Raw genomic sequence first — 19,741 nt, forward strand, 5'->3', positions numbered from 1 at the left:
AGAGCGGCTTCATACACCGTAATAGTATACCACGGAGAATAGAATACGTCAATTTTAATTTGACGGAAGTATTGCAACCTGATCGAACTCATTGTTGATGTTTACTTCGATGTCAACTTTGACCTTGTAAAACTCCTCCAGCATTTGATCAAAGGAAAATCCATGACCGAAATATTTGTGCTCATCTATCACATTTTTCAGATACGGGCTGATGACTATTTTGAACCTGTTGTGATTCAAAAGGTAAATGTCATTTTCTATCTTTGCAAGGCACTTGTAAAAAAACGCTTCCTGGTTGTAGACATCTCCGGTCCCGTCACAGAGGGGACAAGTCTGCCTGTTTATATTTACTATGGACTTGCCTTCCTGCTTTCTTGTTATCTGTAATATGCTCAGTTCCGTAAAACCTACCAGCTTGAACCTCACCTTGTCACGGGAGGACATTTCCCTCCATTTTTTTATGATTTTTTCCTTATGCTTGTCTTTTGAGATATTTATATAGTCGATCAGTATAATTCCACTTAGATTTCTAAGCCTCATCTGGTGAGCGATCACCTCAGTGGCTTCAAGGTTTATCCTGGCTATTGTTTCTTCCGGATCCTTGTGTCCTGTAAACTTTCCACTGTTTACGTCAATTACGGTAAAGGCTTCCGTATTGTCTATGATGATATAGCCTCCGCTTTTAAGCCAAAGCTTCCTCGCATAAAGCTCTCTTATTTGTGGCTCCAGATCGTAATCATCGAATATATTGAGCTTATGCACCAGCTTTATCTTGTCGAGATCTTCGGGAAAATAATTGCTGAAATAATCCTTGATCTCCTCCAGGTAAGCATCGCTGTTTAAAACCACCTGGTCAGTCTTAGTTGTGTAGTAGTCACGGATTGTCTTGATCACTGGACCCTTGTCCTTAAACAGCAGCTTTGGGGCAATGTGTATCCTGCTGTTTATAAGTCGCCATTTTCCCATAAGATAATCCAGTTCCTTTTCGATCACTTCAAGAGAAGATCCCTCTGATTCGGTTCTAAATATGACACCTGCATCTGCGGGCTTTATATCCTCGAGGAACGTCTTGAGCCTGTTTATCTCTTCTTTGTCTCTAATCTTTTTTGACATGTATATTTTTTCTTCTGTCGGTAGAAGCACCAGGTAGTGGCCTGAAATCCAGTACTTTGTAGTAAGCCGTGCCCCCTTTGTTCCCACCGCTTCTTTTTTGACCTGGACTATTATATCCTGTCCCTTTTTTATCACTTTGTCTATGGGCAGGTTATCGGGATTGGGATAGATATCGCTTAGGTGCAGTAGACCATTTTTATCTCCCCCTATATTAACGAATGCCACCTGCATTCCAGGCTTTATCTGTTCCACTCTTCCCATGTATATGTTGCCGTATGTGTTCCAGTCGCTCTCCCTGTCGGTGAAAAAATGTTCCAGCTGGTCGTCTCTGGTTACGGCTATTCTATTTTGACCCATCATGGTTTCTATGACGATTCTGTTCATCTTATAATCTCCATCCTATCTGTACCTGTTGAATTTATCCATGAAGTCACATGATTCCGCCTGGATATGCTCTTCAACAGTTTTTTCCCCTCGGGCTCCGTATTCTAAAAGGGAGAACATGGCGTGAATCCTTATTTCCTCACGTTGATCATGTATACATTGTAACAGCAATGTGAAATTATTTTCAAGTAGAATATTGCCACAAAGGATTACAGCATTTCTCTGCAAGGTGCGCTTACCCCTCCAGCCGGAAGATGTACCCTTGAAATACTCACTGTAAGTCTTGTTGTCCATATTTAATATATATTCAAGCTCAGGGGCGATGTCTTTGCAGTCTGCTTTAAATTTCCCCTCTTTCGAAAGCTTGGCTTCTTTGTTGAAAGGACACACATCCTGGCAAATATCGCACCCGTAAAGGCTTTGGCCTATGGCCTTTCGTTCCTGCCTGTTGAGAATTCCTTTTTTCTGTGTCAAATAGGATATGCATTTATTTCCGTCGAATCGGAAAGGACCTTTTAATGCATCTACAGGACAAGCGTTTATGCACAAATCACAGTGGCCGCACATGGATTCCAGGGGAGTTGACTTTTCACTTAATTCTTTATTTAACAGGACCTGCCCCAAAAACACAAAGCTTCCGTAATCAGGGCTTATTATAAAGCCGTTCTTGCCATAAAAACCAACCCCCGCAGCCCAGGCAAAGGCCCTGTCGCTCACAGGCCCGTTGTCCACATAGGCTTTATAATCTATGTCAGGATGATATTTTTTTACCCGTTCCATCATTTGCTTGATTTTTTCATGAAGCACCTTATGATAGTCCACACCTCGTGAAACCCTTGCAAATAATCCTTGTGTGCCTCCGAGCTCACATTCCTCTTCCCATCTATAGGGCACCCCTATGGATACCACGCTCTTACATAAATCCCAATGGGCTTTGGGGGAGAACCACTCCTTCGAATCCACAGAATCCAAAAGGACTAGACATCCCTTGCTTTTGCGGTCTTCGTAAATTGGAACAAAAAAATCCTTCGAAACTGAGTCTGTAAACCCTATCATATCGATTCCAATATCTTTTGCCGCTATCATAATATCATCCTTCAGATCCATTGCGCCCACTCCTTTTGACTCTTCCCTTATATTATAAGCCTTTACAGCAAAAAACAAAAGGCGGCGGTCCGACTTTCGCCAAACCGCCCTTTGAATATTATTTATTGATTTTCTTCTTCGGACAAGGCCTTGAGTATCTCTTCTATCAGATCCTCCACCTCTTTTTTCCCGTCCTTTGTTTCGCTTGAGAACAAGATAACATCTTCTCTGTCTTCTATTTCCATAGTTTCCATGAGTACCTTCAGGTTTTTAGGCCTTTGGGTTTTTTTTACCTTGTCCATCTTGGTCGCGACTATCAAAGGCGTTATCTCGTTGTCGTAAAGCCATCCATTGACAGCCAAATCATCCTCTGTAGGTTTATGTCTAAAATCTACAAGCTGAACTACCATAACCAGATTTTCTCTGTTTTCGATATAGTCCTGTATCATCCTTCTGAAATTTTGCCTTTCTGTCTTCGAAACCTTGGCATAACCGTATCCCGGCATGTCCACGAAGCAGAAAGTGTCCTCAACGTTGTAGAAGTTTACCGTCCTGGTCTTTCCCGGTTGGGAGCTTGTCCTTGCCAGCGCCTTCCTGTTTATTATCGTGTTTATAAAGGAAGACTTCCCAACATTGGATCTTCCCAAAAGCAGTACCTCCGGCAGATCGTGCTCCGGGTAGTGCTTTGGAGAAACAGCGCTTGTTATCAAATGAACTCTATTGATATTCATTATTTCATACCGCCGAATACGATCTTAATGACATCTTCCATGGTTTCCACGGTATTGATCTTAAGCTTGGCCAGTATCTGAGCAGGGATTTCTTCCAGATCCTTCTCGTTTTCCTTGGGGATTATTATATCGCTTATGCCCGCTCTGTGTGCGGCTAGAAGCTTCTCCTTAACCCCTCCGATAGGCAGGACCCTTCCTCTCAAAGTAATCTCTCCTGTCATGGCCAGGTTTTGGGAAACAGGTTTTTTAGTAAGGAGAGAAACCAGTGCCGTAGTCATGGTTATCCCCGCTGAAGGTCCGTCCTTGGGTATCGCCCCTTCCGGAACATGAAGATGGATGTCTAGCTTGCTGTAGAACTCTGGGTCCACATTTAGCTCTTCTGCTTTGCTTCTTATGTAACTGATTCCTGCACGAGCAGACTCCTTCATCACGTCTCCTAGCTGTCCGGTAAGCTCGATCTTTCCTTTTCCTGGCATTGCTACCGCTTCGATCTGCAACGTATCTCCACCAACAGAGGTCCAGGCCAAGCCATTGACAAGGCCTATTTCTTCCCTGCCTTCTATTTTTTCGTATCTGTATTTTTTCATTCCCAAAAACTTGTCCAGATTTTTAGGGTTCACCGAAATTCTCTTTTTGTCTTCTTCCACGATGTTCTTAGCAACTACACGGCAGATCCTAGCAATCTGTCTTTCAAGTTCTCGTACGCCGGATTCCCTGGTGTAGTAGTTTATGACATCCCTTATGGCCTGTTCGTTCAAGTTTATGTTGCTCTTTTTAAGCCCATGGTTCTTAAGCTGCTTTGGAAGGAGGTATCTAGTGGCGATGTTTAGCTTTTCCTCCTCGATATATCCGGAAACCTCTATGATTTCCATCCTGTCCAGCAAAGGTCTCGGAATCGTAGAGACGTTGTTTGCCGTGGTGACGAACATGACCTTTGACAGGTCGAAGGGCAGCTCAAGATAGTTGTCCGTAAAGGTGGAGTTTTGCTCCGGATCCAACACCTCAAGGAGAGCCGATGCCGGATCTCCTCTGAAATCCTGGCTCATCTTGTCTATTTCATCTAACAGAAAGAGTGGGTTCCTGCTTCCCGCCTGCTTGATGTTGTATATGATTCTTCCGGGTATGGCTCCAACGTAGGTTCTTCTATGCCCTCTGATTTCAGCTTCGTCCCTCATCCCCCCCAGGGACATCCTTACGAATTTTCTTCCTAAGGCTTTTGCAATTGACTTTGCAATGGAGGTTTTTCCGACCCCAGGTGGTCCTACCAGGCAGAGTATCGGTCCTTTCAAGGCATTAGAAAGTTTGAGCACCGCAAGGTACTCTAGCACCCTCTCCTTAACCTTATATAGAGCGTAGTGGTCTTCATCCAGTATTTCTCTTGCAATTTTTATGTCGATAGACTCATCAGTTTCGGTGTCCCATGGAAGATCCAAGATCCACTCAATGTAAGTCTGAACGACGCTTGCTTCAGAGCTTCCCGAAGGTATCTTGTTAAGCTTTAATACCTCAGCTTCCACCTTGTCGTGTATCTCATGGCTTAGGTTGAGCTTGCTCAGCCTTTCCAGATAATCATCTACCACGGAAACCGTATTCCCTTCTCCCAGCTCTTCTTGAATTACCCTTATCTGCTCTCTGAGGAAATATTCCTTTTGCTGCCTGTCCATCTGGTTTTTGACCTTGTCATCTATATCTCGCTCGATTTCCAAAAGCTCCAGTTCCTTTACCAGATATTCGTATGTCTTTTCAAGCCTGGTCAAGGTGTCTATTTCCTGTAGTATATCCTGGCTTTCCTCTATTTCAAGGATCAGATTGGCTCCGATAATGTCAACCAGCTCGTCAGCTTCCTTGATTCCCTCCACAGCCATCATCAAATCCGGTGATGATTTTCTAGTCAGGTTCAAATAAGCCATAAACGCCTGTTTTACCATCCTCATTAGAGCTTTGCTCTCTTTGCCTCGAAGTTTTTTAGCTGCTAGGTCTTTTACTTCCACCTCGAAAAAAGGTTCCTCTTGGTAATACTCCACAATTTCAACTCTGTTTTGTATTTCTACCAGCACCCTGATAAGGTTTCCTGGCATTTTAAGAAGCTGCTTGACTGTAGCCCTGGTTCCTACCGGATATATATCCTCCGGTTTTGGATCCTCTACTTCGATGTCATACTGGGCTGCAAGAATCACCTCTTGATTCTCCGTCATGGCCGTTTCCAGCGCCTTGATAGATTTATCCCTTCCTACATCGAAATGGATTATCATCTCAGGGAATACTATCAAGCCCCTTAAGGGTATAAGGGGAAGTCTGTTTACTTTTATCAGCTCTATGTTATCGGTTTGACCCTTGATATTCGGTTTATTCATTTTCATCACTCCTCTGATGCTTTATATGTTCCTTTAGCTTTTTAATTATATCATTCTATATATATTTTTCAATCAGCTTAAGAAAAGTTATTGAATTTCTCTTCCTTCATAGAAAAAGCAATCACATGAATGATTGCTTTTTCTTAAAGTGGCTATATTAATCAGGATGCGCTTTCTTCGTCCTTTTCCTGTTTTTCCTCTGGTTTGTCTTTGTAGACAAGCATTGGAGCCTTGTTCTTCGTGACAGTGTCCTTTGATATGATGCACTTCACAATATCCTTCCTTGAAGGAATATCGTACATCACGTCCAGCATAAGGTTTTCAAGTATCCCTCTAAGCCCTCTTGCTCCTGTCTCGTGTTGGATGGTTTTGTCGGCTATTGCCTTGAGGGCGTCTTTTTCAAAAACCAACTCGACCCCGTCAACTTCCATCATTTTTTTGTACTGCTTGATCAAAGCGTTTTTGGGCTCTGTCAGTATGCTCACCAAAGCTTCCACATCCAACGGCTCCAAGGTGGTAACCACTGGAATTCTTCCTACGAACTCAGGAATCAATCCGAATTGCAGCAAGTCTCTTGGCTGAATCTGCTTTAGCACTTCGCTAGCGTCCATTTTCTTTTTGCTCTTTACGTCCGCATTAAAGCCCATCGCTTTGTTGCCTGTCCTCTTTGATATTATTCTTTCGATTCCATCAAAGGCTCCACCGCAAATAAACAATATATTGGTGGTGTCTATCTGCAAAAACTCCTGATGAGGATGCTTTCTTCCTCCTTGGGGGGGTACATTTGCCGTAGTCCCTTCGAGAATTTTAAGCAGGGCCTGCTGAACTCCCTCGCCGCTAACATCTCTAGTGATTGAGGGATTCTCGCTTTTTCTCGCAATCTTGTCAATCTCGTCGATATAAATTATGCCTCTTTGGGCTTTTTCGATATCGTAGTCTGCAGCCTGGATCAATTTTAGCAAGATGTTTTCAACATCCTCTCCAACGTATCCCGCTTCAGTAAGGGAAGTAGCATCGGCTATGGCAAAGGGAACGTTAAGCATTCTAGCCAAAGTTTGTGCAAGAAGTGTCTTTCCGGATCCCGTCGGTCCAAGAAACAGGATATTGCTTTTTTGAACCTCCACATCTTCGCTCGTTTCCGTCAAGTTGATTCTCTTGTAATGATTATACACTGCCACAGCGAGAGATTTCTTCGCCCTCTCCTGGGAAATTACGTAATCATCCAAATAACACTTGATTTCTTCAGGCGTAGGAATGTCTGTAAGCTCTTCGATATGCTCAGGCACGAATTCCTCTTCGATTATTTCCTGGCACAATTCGATGCACTCGTTGCAGATATACACTCCAGGTCCCGCTACCATTCTTTTGACCTGGTTTTGGGTTTTGCCACAGAACGAACACCTTATTTGCTGTTTATTATCATCATTTTTAGACATTTTTTTACCTCTCGTTTCCGGCTGCTTACTTTCTTGAGGTTATCACCTTGTCGATTAGTCCATACTCCTTGGCTTCCTGAGAGGACATGAAGTAATCTCTGTCAGTATCCTTGTTTACAACTTCAATCGGCTGACCGGTTCTTTCACTTAAAATTTTGTTGATTTTTTCCCTGGTTTTTATCAGCCTGTTTGCATAGATCTGAACGTCTACAGACTGTCCCTGGGCTCCACCCAAAGGTTGATGGATCATCACTTCACTGTTTGGCAGGGCGTATCTCTTTCCTTTTTTGCCTGCTGCAAGCAAGAACGCTCCCATTGAAGCTGCCATACCGACGCAAATAGTGGATACATCGCATTTGATGAAATTCATCGTATCGTATATAGCCATTCCAGCGGTTATCGATCCTCCCGGGCTGTTGATGTATATTTGCACATCTTTGTCTGCATCTTCAGCTTCCAAAAACAGAAGCTGCGCCACGATAAGACTTGCAGATATGTCATTTACCTCACCATTAAGGAAAATAATTCTCTCTTTTAACAATCTGGAGTAAATGTCGTAGGATCTTTCACCTCTGCCTGTCTGTTCGACTACCATTGGCACCAAATTCATTTCCATAAAACCACTCCTATCTTATGTTATTTTTGAACTGCGCTGTCCAGTAAAAAATCGATTGTTTTCTTTCTCTTCACAGAGTTCGCGAAGTATTCCTTTTGATCGTCTGTGATGGTGCTCTTGAATTTTTCAACATCCATGTTGTACATGGCTGCCTGATCTTCAATTTCCTTGTCTATCTCTTCATCAGTCGCTTCTATGGACTCAGTCTCAGTGATTTTTGTAAGAACAATGTCCCTTGATATTTTCTTTTTGGAATCTTCTCTTACTTCTTCTACAAGCTTATTCTTGTCCATGTTGGTGTATTTAAAGTAGTCTTCCATATCTATACCCTGCATCTTGAGCTGGTATTCAAAATCTTTTAAAGATTTTTCCATCTCTTCCTCAATCATCTGGTCAGGTATTTCAAATTTGGCGCTTTCCACCGCTCCGTCGACTACTTTTGCCTTTGCTGAATCCGCTGCTTCCTTTTCTTTTCTTGCCTTGAACTTGTTTTTAAGATCTTCTTTCAGTTCGTCTAAAGTGTCAAATTCGCTAACGTCTTTTGCAAATTCATCGTCAAGCTCCGGCATTTCCTTCACCTTGATCTCATTGACCTTAACATTGAAAATCGCTTCTTTTCCTGCAAAATCGTCTGCATGGTAATCTTCAGGGAAAGCGACCTTGACTTCAACTTCGTCACCTTTCTTGGTTCCTACAAGCTGCTCTTCAAATCCGGGTATGAATGTTTGTGAACCAAGAGTCAGGCTGTGTCCTTCTGCTTTACCTCCGTCAAATGCAACTCCATCGATGAATCCTTCAAAATCTATTGTTACCGTGTCTCCATCCTTTGCTTCTCCATCCTCTGTAGTTACCATTCTTGAGTTTTGATCTTGCATTTTCGCCAACTCATCGTTAACGTCTTCTTCTGCAGGGTCATAGCTAAGAGGCTCTATCTCTTGGCCCTTATACTCTCCAAGCTCCACCTCGGGCATCACTGCTACAGAAACAGTCATCTTAAGACCTTCATCTTCTCCGATAGCATCGATGCTCTCCATTGATGGTCTGGAAACTGCGTCAATCTTGTGCTCTTCCAAAGCTTCCAAGTAAGCCTCAGGAAAGGCCAAATCGATGGCATCTTCATAAAAAACGTTTTTGCCATATCTATTTTCGATGATCTTTTGTGGTGCTTTTCCTTTTCTGAACCCGTCGATGTTGAACTTGCCCCTGTTCTTTTGGTATGCTTTGGCAACAGCTTTTTTAAAGTCTTCCGAAGAAACCTCTATCTTTATAGTCGCCACATTTTTTTCCATTTTCTCAACACTAGAAACCATTTATAATCCTCCTAAGATTGTATATTTGTATTTTATTGTCTATCCCTAAACACTTTAACCAAATTATTATACCATAGTCTTTTGCAAAAAATCAAACATGGCATAATTTAAGTCATTCTTTTGTCAAGTCCTTAATCTTAACCAAATCCTGATTTTCCATGATATCAAACCTGTGGCTTAAATCGCCGGTTTCGACCCATATATCCCCATAGTTGAACCCTAGGTTGTCACCGTCTATAAAAGCGTTTATCCGATCACCGTTTTCCATATGGAAGAATACCACTCTGCTTCCAGGTTCGCCATTTATTCCGTATGGCATTTTCCCTTTCGATACAGCTTCAGCAAAATCACGAACTTCACTCTGGTCTTCCAGAACTTTTTGTTCTTCAATACTGGAAACAAAGGCCTCTCCCGCATACTTCACATATGTGATTTTAATCGTGTTCTCAAAATCCAAGCCGTTAAATGCCATTCTGATTGTTATCATAGGATGCAAGATCACTCCTACAGCAAGCAAGGCAGTTGCAGCTAATATCAGCTTCCATCTAGCTCCTTTTATTTTGTCCTTAATCTTCGGAACAGTAATTCTTTCCTTCATTTATCGAGTTCCTCCGTTTGACTGCTTTTTATAATAAATTTTATTTTAACATTTTTTTAAGAAATTGTCCCGTAAATGAAGCTTTTATTTCAGAAACTTTTTCCGGTGTGCCTTCAGCAATGATAGTTCCGCCCCTAAAGCCTCCTTCAGGGCCTAAGTCTATCACATGGTCAGCAACCTTTATAACATCTAGGTTGTGTTCTATCACGACGATTGTGTTTCCGCTGTCTGCAAGCTTATCCAGCACCTGAATCAGTTTATCCACATCAGCCATATGAAGTCCTGTAGTGGGCTCGTCTAGTATGTACAGCGTTTTTCCGGTGCCTCTTTTGCTCAGTTCCGTTGCCAGTTTGATACGCTGCGCCTCCCCTCCTGAAAGCTGAGTTGAGGGCTGTCCCAACTTGATGTAGCCTAGGCCTACATCATGGAGAGTTTGAAGTTTGTTCTTTATCTTCGGGATATTTTCAAAGAAAGAAAGCCCCTCTTCTACAGACATATCCAGGACTTCCGATATGCTTTTTCCCTTGTACTTGACCTGCATGGTCTCTTTGTTGTATCTTCTGCCCTTGCAAACCTCACAGGGAACGTAGACATCGGGAAGAAACTGCATGTCTATCTTAATTATTCCATCACCGCTGCAGTTCTCACAACGGCCTCCCTTGACATTGAAGCTGAATCTCCCTTTTTTGTAACCTCTTGTCTTGGCTTCAGGAGTCTGAGCGAATATGTCCCTGATGAAATCAAAAACCCCTGTATAAGTTGCCGGATTCGACCTTGGCGTCCTCCCAATAGGGGACTGATCTATATCTATTATTTTATCCACATTCTCGATTCCCTTTATATCCTTATGCTTTCCTACCTTTTGCCATGACCTGTTGATCTTTTGGGTTACCCCCTTGTAAAGTATCTCGTTAATAAGAGTGCTCTTTCCGGAGCCTGAAACTCCCGTTACTGCTATGAATTTGCCTAAGGGCAGCTTCACGTCGATATCCTTAAGGTTGTTTTCTTTTGCTCCGTTGATTGTTATAAACAGCCCGTTTCCACCCCTTCTCTCACGGGGAACGGGAATGACCAGCTCTCCTGAAAGATATTTACCGGTGACTGATCTGGAGTTTTTAACGATTTCATCCCAGGTTCCTTCCGCCACTACTTCTCCCCCGTGGACTCCTGCACCGGGACCGATATCCACCACGTGGTCCGCTTCTCTTATAGTGTCTTCGTCATGTTCAACTACGATCAGTGTATTCCCAAGGTTCGTGAGGTTTCTGAGGGTATGAAGGAGCCTTTGATTGTCCCTTTGGTGAAGCCCTATGCTTGGCTCATCTAATACGTATAGAACTCCAACCAGGGCGGAGCCAATCTGGGTGGCAAGCCTTATCCTCTGGGATTCGCCTCCCGAAAGGGTTCCTGCATTCCTTGCCAGCGTCAGGTAATCAAGGCCTACATCTATTAAAAAGCTTATCCTTGCGTTAATCTCCCTTAAAATCTGCTCCGAAATCATCTTTTCTCTATCATTCAGGTGGATGCCTTCGAAGAACTTCATCATCTCGCTGATAGACATCTCAGTCAGCTCTATTATGTTCTTATCTTTTACCGTCACAGCCAGGCTGTTATCGTTAAGCCTTTTCCCCTTGCAAACAGAACAGGGCGTCTCTGACATGTACTTTTCGATTTTCCCTCTAATGTACTCTGATGAGGTTTCATTGTACCTTCTTTCCATGTTGTTCACTAGGCCTTCAAATATGATTTCCCGCTCTTTCCACCCACCAAAGTAAGAATTAAAGTTAATGTTGATAGGCTCGTCCTCTCCATAAAGAAGGGCGTCCATGAATTCAGCCGATGCCTTTTCAAGGGGTTCGTCCATGGAAAAACCGTATTTAATGGCAATTTGTGCAATTATAGCATTGTAATAGGTGCTTTCATCACTAGCTCCGAAAAAGTTCAAGGCTCCCTTGTTTATTGATATCGACTTGTCGGGAATAAGAAGCTCCGGATCGACCTGCTTGTGGCTTCCCAATCCGTTGCAGTGCATGCACATTCCAAATGGATTATTGAAGGAGAACATCCTAGGTTCGAGCTTGTCTATTGCAATGTTGCAGTCCGGGCATGCGAATTTTTCGCTGAACTTTATTCTCTCTCCATCGATAATATCTATGAATACCATGCCTTCCGACATCTTCAAGGCAGTCTCGATGGAATCTGAGAGCCTTTTTTCTATTCCCTCTCTATTCTTGAGCCTGTCCACTACTATTTCTATATTGTGTTTTTTGTTTTTATCCAGGTTGATTTCTTCTTCGTTAAGCTCGTATACCTCTCCGTCGATGACCACCCTGACGAATCCATCTCTTTTAATTGCATTCAAAAGCTTTTTATGCTGCCCTTTTTCACCTTGCACTATGGGGGAGAGAACTTGAAACTTGATTCCTTCTCCCATGGCGGTTATAGCCTCTACCATCTGATCTACTGACTGGGAGGATATCTCCTTGCCGCATTTGGGACAATGAGGTATGCCTATCCTTGCATACAACAGCCTGAAGTAATCGTATATCTCGGTAACAGTCCCCACTGTGGATCTGGGGTTTCTGTTGGTGGTCTTTTGGTCGATGGATATCGCTGGGGACAGGCCCTCTATATACTCGACATCAGGCTTGTTCATCTGCCCGAGAAACTGTCTGGCATAGGAAGACAGAGACTCCACGTATCTTCTTTGTCCCTCCGCATAAATCGTGTCAAAGGCCAGGGAGGATTTCCCCGACCCGCTCAGCCCCGTAAATACTATGAACTTATCCCTTGGCAGAGTTATATTTATATTTTTCAAGTTGTGCTCCTTGGCTCCAACTATGTTTATTCTATCCATTTATTTCTCCTTTCTTCGGACCTTTTCATTTTGGAGCTTCACTATTTGGTCCCTTATCTTGGCAGCTTTTTCAAACTCCAAACTCTCTGCCGCCAACATCATTTCCTCTTGAAGCTCTTCAATGCTTCTATCCCCATACTCCAACACTTCCTTGGTTGTTTGATAGGTCGCTTCGTCTTCTGCAGCTTTTGTAGCCTCTATTACCCCGTGAATCTTTTTAACTATCGACATAGGCGTGATGCCATGTCTTTTATTGTATTCACTCTGTATTTTCCTTCTTCTTTCAGTTTCGTCTATAGCCCTTCTCATGGATGGCGTGATCTTGTCTCCATACATGAGGACTTTCCCATCCACATTTCTCGCAGCTCTACCTATCGTCTGAATCAGAGCCGTTTCTGAGCGCAGGAACCCTTCCTTGTCCGCATCCAAGATCCCTATTAGACCAACTTCCGGAATGTCCAGACCTTCCCGCAGAAGGTTAATGCCGATAAGCACATCAAACTCTCCAAGCCTGAGCTGCCTTATGATCTTTATCCTCTCAAGAGTATCTATATCGGAATGAAGGTACTTCGCCTTGATCCCAACGCTTGTTATATAATCAGACAAATCCTCAGACATCTTTTTGGTAAGTGTCGTAACCAACACTCTTTGACCTTTGTCTATTTTTGCGTTTATCTCGCTTATAAGGTCGTCTATCTGATGTTCGGCAGGCCTTACGAAAATTTCAGGATCCACAAGACCGGTGGGTCTTATTATCTGTTCCACTAGATTTTGGCTCTTTTCGTTTTCATATGGTCCCGGGGTTGCCGTGGTGAATATCATCTGGTTTATCTTGTTTTCGAATTCTTCAAAGTTAAGAGGCCTGTTGTCTAGCGCCGAGGGCAGCCTAAAGCCATAGTCCACCAGGTTCTGTTTTCTAGATCTGTCTCCGGCATACATCCCTCTTACCTGGGGTATTGTTACGTGGGATTCGTCCACTATCAGCAAAAAATCCTCTGGAAAATAATCGATCAAAGTAAATGGCGGGCTGCCCGGCGGCAGACCGGTTATGTGCCTGGAGTAGTTTTCTATTCCGTTGCAAAAACCCATCTCCTTTAGCATCTCCATGTCATAGTTGGTCCTTTGCAAGATCCTTTGGGCTTCCACCAGCTTGTTCTCTTCTATCAGCTGATCGTACCTATCGTTTAATTCCTTTCTTATAGAGTCGACCGCCCTCTTTAAGTTATCCTCAGTAGTCGCATAGTGGGAGGCGGGAAATATAGATATGTGGCTTCTTGTACCTTTTATCTCACCTGTTATTACGTCGATTTCGCTTATCCTGTCTATCTCGTCTCCAAAAAACTCTATGCGAACCGCTTGATCGCTGGATGCAGCAGGAAATATCTCAAGGATGTCTCCCCTGACCCTGAAGGTTCCCCTGGTAAAGCTTATGTCGTTTCTGGCATACTGAATATCCACCAGCTTTCTGATAATTTCATCCCTATCCTTTTCCATTCCCGGTCTTAGCGAAACCACCAGGCCTTCGTAATCTATAGGACTTCCAAGGCCGTATATGCAGGACACGCTGGCTACTATGATTACATCTTTGCGCTCAAAAAGAGCCGCCGTGGCGGAGTGGCGCAGTTTGTCTATTTCATCATTGATGGAAGAATCCTTCTCAATGTACAGATCCGATTGGGGAACGTAGGCTTCAGGCTGGTAATAATCATAGTAGCTAACGAAATACTCAACAGCATTATCCTGAAAAAACGTCTTGAACTCGCTATATAGCTGCGCTGCCAAGGTTTTATTATGAGCCAGTATGAGAGTTGGCTTTTGCACCTGCTCGATTACCTTTGCCATGGTGTAAGTCTTTCCTGAACCAGTTACACCCAGGAGAGTCTGGTACCGTAAATTTTCATTTATGCCACAGCTAAGTTTTTCTATGGCCTTTATCTGGTCTCCTCTGGGTTCAAATTCCGAGGTTACCTTGAATTCATTCATCTCATTCACCTGTTCCTTTTGTTTTCATAAAACGTATGTTCGGTTAGATTATACATTAACATACGTTAAATATCAATTTTAATGATACCCTAAATTCCTTAATAGAAGCATAAAAAAACGAAGCACCCTGGGATGCCTCGCAGTAAATCTAAATTTCGTGTCTTCCTTCAAGGGATTTTGCCAAGGTAACTTCGTCTGCATACTCAAGATCTCCACCTACGGGAATCCCGTGGGCGATTCTAGTTACCTTTATTCCCGAAGGCTTGATAAGCTTTGAGATGTACATGGCCGTAGCCTCCCCTTCAATAGTCGGGTTTGTGGCTATTATTACCTCTTGAACATCTTCCTTTTGAAGTCTTAGGATAAGCTCCTTAATCCTTATATCGTTGGGACCTATTCCGTCCATAGGAGATATTGCCCCCTGGAGAACGTGATATCTCCCTTTGTAATCCCTTGTCCTTTCAATAGCGATTATGTCCTTTGGCTCCTGAACCACACAGATCATCTTTGGGTCCCTTTTTTGGTCCCTGCATATCCTGCATGGATCTTCATCTGTTATATTAAAGCAAACGGTACAGTATCTAATCTTGTTTTTCGCCTCAATAATAGCATTAGCCAATGCCTCAGACTCCTGTTTGGGTACTTTCAACAGGTGCATCGCCAGCCTTTGAGCTGTTTTGTTGCCGATGCCCGGCAATCTCGCCAGCTCATTTATGAGCTTGGACAGGGAATCTGAATAATAGTCCATATTGCACCTCTGTCACGTGGATTTAAAACATTCCCGGCAGGTTCATTCCTCCGGTTATTTTTGCCATTTCAGCACTTACCATTTCTTCTGCTTTTCTCAAAGCTTCGTTGACCGCAGCTAAAACAAGGTCTTCAAGCATTTCTACGTCGTCCTCATCTACTACTTCCGGATTTATCTTAATTGAAACTATCTCTTTTTTACCGGTAGCAACAGCAGTGACCGCTCCGCCTCCTGCAGTGGCTTCAACTTCCCTTTCCTGCACCTCAGCCTGAACCTTTTGCATATCAGCCTGCATCTTCTGCACCTGCTTCATCATATTGTTCATATTTCCCATTCCACCTGGAAATTTATTTCTCGCCATTTTTACTCCTCCTAAAAAATTATTTAAATTCAACCTTGTCTTCACCAAACAAATCCAAAGGAAGCTTGTTTACAAGGTAATCATCCCGTGTCTTTACTTGGATGCTTATCTTCACATCCCTGCCTAATATCTTCTTGGCTGTGCTTTCTATGTAGGCTTTTTCCTCTTCCACTTTCTGGCTGTGAAATTCATCTCCTTGGTTGTAACGGATAATGATTTTATCACCGTCGGCTTTAGCCTTGCCTACTCCTAAGGACATTCCTAAAACCTTTTTGTCCTTGCTTATATATTTTACCACTGAGGCAAAATCTGCATCCTTGCCCGGCTTTGGCCCATCTGATATCTTTTCATGGGCTTGCGGGTCTTTCCTAACGTATCCTGCTTCCTGTTCCCTTGCCACCGGAGCCTGCCTTGCAGGTTTCTCGACCTGGGTAGAACTCGCCTTTATAGTAGATTCTTCCATGGTGCAGAGTCTTACTAGAGTGACCTCCATGAGGATCTTTGGCAATGCGGTAAATTTCAGCTTGTTTTCTCTGTCGGTAAGAACATCTATTATCGAGCTGATCCGCTCCATGGTCTCCATGCTGCTCCCGGCAAGAAGCCCGCTGGACTCGTCTTTTATTTCGATAAGCATATTGGTGTTTTTTGTTATCCCATAGATCAAAACGTCCCTAAATCCGCTTATAAGCTGATGGATAAGCTGAACCATTTCCTTGCCTGCGTTATAGGCGTTGTCCAAATTATCCAGGGCTCTTTTTACATCTCTGTCCAAAACAGCCTCAATCATCGAATATACAATCTCATTGTCGGTGATGCCCAGAATGGACTTTACCTCTTCATACTCTATCAGGTCGTCTTTGCTGATTGACATACACTGATCGAGGATGCTAAGAGCATCTCTCATTGCTCCGTCGGCATTCCTGGCAATTAGCTTCAGGGCCGCATCTTCTATCTCAATTTGGGTGTCTTTACAGATATATGCCATTCGGCCTATAATCTCTTCGGAGGTCAGCCTGCGAAAATTAAATCGCTGACATCTTGAGAGTATGGTTGCCGGTAGCTTATTGGGTTCAGTGGTTGCGAGTATGAATATGGCATGGGCTGGAGGTTCCTCCAGAGTCTTTAAAAGGGCATTGAAAGCCTCCATAGTAAGCATGTGGACCTCATCTATGATATATACCTTGTACCTGCCCACTGCAGGCATGTACTTGACCTTGTCACGCAAATCTCTAATTTCGTCTACTCCTCTGTTTGAGGCGGCATCGATTTCGATGATGTCCATGACGCTGCTGGTCTCCAAATCTGCACATGTTTTGCAGTTGTTGCATGGTTCTCCGGTTTCGGATTCGGGACAGTTCACAGCTCTGGCAAAAATCTTTGCCGCGGAGGTCTTTCCAGTACCTCTTGTTCCGCTAAATAGATATGCATGGGCTATCTTGTCCATGGTTATTTGATTTTTTAAAATAGAAACTACATTTTCTTGGCCTATCATATCCTCGAAACGCTTAGGCCGATATTTTCTATATAATGCTACGTATTCCATCCATATGCTCCTATAATCATATTGAAACCCTTGCGCCTTTATAGTCATGAAAATAAAAAAATGTCGTGCACCCTTCGTCGAATACACCTGTAGAGCGAAACGAATCAGCCAGCTCAAACCAGGTTGACCTGCGGCACATAGAATTCCTGCTTACCGCTGCTTCCTTCCGGACCTGACGGGGTTCACAAGTATCTATTGCACAGGGCCCGGCTCTCAACACCGCTTAAAACGCTCCTGACCTCTAAAAATGCATCCTCTGTCGGGAATTCGATCCTGCTACAGCGGATTGCAGGTACAGGGCACCGCTAACTCCCCATCTAGCACGACAAAAGTGTATGTCAACCCTCAAAAGAGCTACAAACAATTTTTAGTTGGCTACCAAAAGCCACATATTGAATTGTACCACACTGAGTGAAAATTGCAAGAAAAATCAGCTGATTATCCCGGCCTTTTCCTTCGCATGTTTTCTGGCCCACCGGTCTATTTCCAGGATTTCCTCCAGCCCCGGCTCTCTTATTGGTACGTGCAGATTCATCACTGATTCGATGATCTTAGGTATATCCAAAAAAGAAATCTCTTTGTTTAAAAACTTATCGACCATTATCTCGTTAGCACCGTTAAGAACTACGGGCATGCTTCCTCCTGCTTCAAGCGCATCGTAAGCAAGCTTGAGACATCTAAACTTATTTACATCAGGTTTTCTAAATTCCAAAGTCCCTATTTCGGCAAGGTTCAAGCTTTTCGTATTATTTTCGTGCCTTTCAGGATATAACAGAGCCAGCTGAATTGCCACCCTCATGTCCGGTTCTCCTAGTTGGGCCATGGAAGAGTGATCTTTAAACTCGACCAAAGAATGAATGATGCTTTGAGGATGTATTATAACGTCGATTTCTGCAGTCTTAAGATCAAACAGCCATTTAGCTTCTATAACTTCCAGACCTTTGTTCATGAGTGTTGACGAGTCTATGGTGACCTTTTTGCCCATGGACCAGTTGGGATGCTTTAGAGCCTGCTCTACAGTAACCCCTTCAAGCTGTTTTATGTCGTAGTCCCTAAAAGGACCACCGGATGCTGTTAGGCTTATCTTTGACAGGTACTTGCGCTGGTTTCCTATCAAGCATTGAAATATGGCACTGTGCTCGCTGTCTACAGGGTATAACTCCACGCCTTGTGCTTTAGCCAGATTCATGACTACGCTTCCTCCGGCCACCAACGTTTCCTTGTTTGCAAGGGCGATGTCTTTTCCCTTTTTTATTGCCTCTATCGTAGGAATAAGTCCCGCCATTCCGGGTATTGCCGTAACGACCCGCTGTGCACTGTCCCAGGCAGCAGCCGCAGATAACCCCTCAAGGCCTTCCAGTACCTCACACTTCCCCTGAAGCCTTTTTCTAAGCTCACCAGCTTTTTTCTCATCCCATACCGCTACGATTTCCGGTTGGAACTCCAGTGCCTGTTTTTCCAGAAGGTCGATATTCTCATTTCCCGTAATTGCCACAACGGATATCTTGTCTCCATGATTTCTTACGACGTCCAGAGTCTGAGTGCCGATTGACCCGGTAGACCCCAATATGCTTATTTTAATCATTAATACAACCCCTTATTGAAAATAATTTCACACGTTATATGATAACGGAGAAACCGGGGGTTTTCAAGAAAAATTATACATCGATATTGTCGGTTAAATAACCCCTGACAGCCAAGGCTATCATCGCCGCTCCTACAATAAAAAATATTACATGAAGTTGATTGATGCTGGCTAGGATAATGCACTGTATAACGATCCATAGGGCGAGTATCCCACCCTGGAAAAACGAAAGCAAAGGAAACATCTTGCTGTTTTTCATTCCCGTCCAAGCAGCGAAAAGATTGCCAAGACCTATGATTACGAACAGGAAGAGTCCCGGAATCAGAAAGTCATCGAAAGGTCCGTGCCTCAAAGCAACATTTGCATCTATGCCCACTAAATTGCCCGTGGGATCATATATGGCTGCAGCTCCTCCAAAAATTGCGCCCAGTCCAACAAAAATGTGTATGCCTGCCTGAACTTTTTTTAACAAGGACATGGAAATTCCTCCCCCTCATATTTTCATCCCCTAATTTACAAATCAATTATACCATATTGATTGACAAGCCACCTGTACATCTGTATAATAATATTCTGCGACAACAACATCTGGAGAGATGTCCGAGCGGCCGAAGGAGCACGCCTGGAAAGCGTGTGTGCGTCACAAGCGTACCGAGGGTTCAAATCCCTCTCTCTCCGCCATATATTGAAAACAATCACCAATAAGGTGATTTTTTTATGCGCAAAATCAGAGAGGGATTTGAACCCCAAGGGGGTGAGGGACGATCAGGCAAAGTGGTAAATCCACTTTGACCGGCCCGAAGTCCAAGCCTTGCAGAAAGCAGGGCGCAGGACACTGAAAAGCGAAGCTTTGCAGACCTCTCTCTCCGCCATATATTGAAAACAATCACCGATAAGGTGATTTTTTTATGCGCATAAACTGAGATACAGCATCAAACTGCCAGTGCAATATACAAAGCTTGCTTTAAATATATTGCACTGGCAATTTGATATTGGGCGAAGCCCTCGAACTCGGACACCGTAGGTGTCTGAGTTG

At 43.5% G+C, this 19,741-nt stretch carries 15 protein-coding genes, 1 tRNA gene and 1 other RNA gene; 1 reads left to right on the plus strand and 16 read right to left on the minus strand.

Going from position 1 to position 19,741, the window contains the following annotated elements; all coding sequences use genetic code 11:
* Positions 1 to 54: 54 nt before the first annotated feature.
* From BUB93_RS04485 to BUB93_RS04560, 16 genes are all read right to left on the minus strand, one after another.
* On the minus strand, positions 55 to 1,497 hold the full coding sequence (locus BUB93_RS04485) for an Rne/Rng family ribonuclease (protein ID WP_073269880.1): 1,443 nt from the start codon (positions 1,495 to 1,497) through the stop codon (positions 55 to 57).
* Between the two features lie 15 nt (positions 1,498 to 1,512).
* Entirely contained in the window at positions 1,513 to 2,604 is a 1,092-nt protein-coding gene (gene queG, locus BUB93_RS04490) for a tRNA epoxyqueuosine(34) reductase QueG (protein WP_073269881.1), read from the minus strand.
* 101 nt (positions 2,605 to 2,705) lie between these two features.
* Positions 2,706 to 3,314, minus strand: a complete 609-nt coding sequence (gene yihA / locus BUB93_RS04495) for a ribosome biogenesis GTP-binding protein YihA/YsxC (protein ID WP_073269882.1) — start codon at positions 3,312 to 3,314, stop codon at positions 2,706 to 2,708.
* Positions 3,314 to 5,668, minus strand: a complete 2,355-nt coding sequence (gene lon / locus BUB93_RS04500; RefSeq protein ID WP_073269883.1) for an endopeptidase La — start codon at positions 5,666 to 5,668, stop codon at positions 3,314 to 3,316. The genes yihA and lon overlap by 1 nt, the downstream gene beginning before the upstream one ends.
* A 161-nt stretch (positions 5,669 to 5,829) precedes the next feature.
* Entirely contained in the window at positions 5,830 to 7,104 is a 1,275-nt protein-coding gene (gene clpX, locus BUB93_RS04505; RefSeq protein ID WP_073269884.1) for an ATP-dependent Clp protease ATP-binding subunit ClpX, read from the minus strand.
* A gap of 25 nt (positions 7,105 to 7,129) precedes the next feature.
* Positions 7,130 to 7,714 carry an ATP-dependent Clp endopeptidase proteolytic subunit ClpP gene (gene clpP, locus BUB93_RS04510; RefSeq protein WP_073269907.1) on the minus strand — a complete coding sequence of 195 codons (585 nt, stop codon included), beginning with the start codon at positions 7,712 to 7,714 and terminating at the stop codon, positions 7,130 to 7,132.
* Positions 7,715 to 7,740: 26 nt separating this feature from the next.
* Entirely contained in the window at positions 7,741 to 9,030 is a 1,290-nt protein-coding gene (gene tig / locus BUB93_RS04515; RefSeq protein ID WP_073269885.1) for a trigger factor, read from the minus strand.
* 112 nt (positions 9,031 to 9,142) lie between these two features.
* Entirely contained in the window at positions 9,143 to 9,628 is a 486-nt protein-coding gene (locus tag BUB93_RS04520; RefSeq protein WP_073269886.1) for a hypothetical protein, read from the minus strand.
* Positions 9,629 to 9,668: 40 nt separating this feature from the next.
* Positions 9,669 to 12,485, minus strand: a complete 2,817-nt coding sequence (gene uvrA, locus BUB93_RS04525; protein WP_073269887.1) for an excinuclease ABC subunit UvrA — start codon at positions 12,483 to 12,485, stop codon at positions 9,669 to 9,671.
* On the minus strand, positions 12,486 to 14,468 hold the full coding sequence (gene uvrB, locus BUB93_RS04530; RefSeq protein WP_073269888.1) for an excinuclease ABC subunit UvrB: 1,983 nt from the start codon (positions 14,466 to 14,468) through the stop codon (positions 12,486 to 12,488).
* 148 nt (positions 14,469 to 14,616) lie between these two features.
* Positions 14,617 to 15,216 carry a recombination mediator RecR gene (recR, locus tag BUB93_RS04535; RefSeq protein WP_073269889.1) on the minus strand — a complete coding sequence of 200 codons (600 nt, stop codon included), beginning with the start codon at positions 15,214 to 15,216 and terminating at the stop codon, positions 14,617 to 14,619.
* 22 nt (positions 15,217 to 15,238) lie between these two features.
* Positions 15,239 to 15,577 carry a YbaB/EbfC family nucleoid-associated protein gene (locus BUB93_RS04540; protein ID WP_073269890.1) on the minus strand — a complete coding sequence of 113 codons (339 nt, stop codon included), beginning with the start codon at positions 15,575 to 15,577 and terminating at the stop codon, positions 15,239 to 15,241.
* A 19-nt stretch (positions 15,578 to 15,596) separates the two neighbouring features.
* Positions 15,597 to 17,120, minus strand: a complete 1,524-nt coding sequence (gene dnaX, locus BUB93_RS04545; RefSeq protein WP_073269891.1) for a DNA polymerase III subunit gamma/tau — start codon at positions 17,118 to 17,120, stop codon at positions 15,597 to 15,599.
* 63 nt (positions 17,121 to 17,183) lie between these two features.
* Positions 17,184 to 17,446: signal recognition particle sRNA large type (ffs, locus tag BUB93_RS04550), an RNA gene on the minus strand.
* Positions 17,447 to 17,550: 104 nt separating this feature from the next.
* The gene (locus tag BUB93_RS04555) at positions 17,551 to 18,705 is read right to left on the minus strand and encodes a 1-deoxy-D-xylulose-5-phosphate reductoisomerase (protein WP_073269892.1); all 1,155 of its coding nucleotides are present in this window, start codon (positions 18,703 to 18,705) and stop codon (positions 17,551 to 17,553) included.
* 73 nt (positions 18,706 to 18,778) lie between these two features.
* Positions 18,779 to 19,183, minus strand: coding sequence for a hypothetical protein (locus tag BUB93_RS04560; protein WP_073269893.1), 405 nt, complete (start codon positions 19,181 to 19,183; stop codon positions 18,779 to 18,781).
* 112 nt (positions 19,184 to 19,295) lie between these two features.
* On the opposite strand from BUB93_RS04560, the gene BUB93_RS04565 reads away from it, so the two are divergent.
* Positions 19,296 to 19,386 (plus strand) — tRNA-Ser (locus BUB93_RS04565).
* Positions 19,387 to 19,741: the final 355 nt, after the last annotated feature.

The sequence above is a fragment of the Alkalibacter saccharofermentans DSM 14828 genome, from assembly GCF_900128885.1.
GTDB classification, from domain to species: Bacteria; Bacillota; Clostridia; order Eubacteriales; family Alkalibacteraceae; genus Alkalibacter; species Alkalibacter saccharofermentans.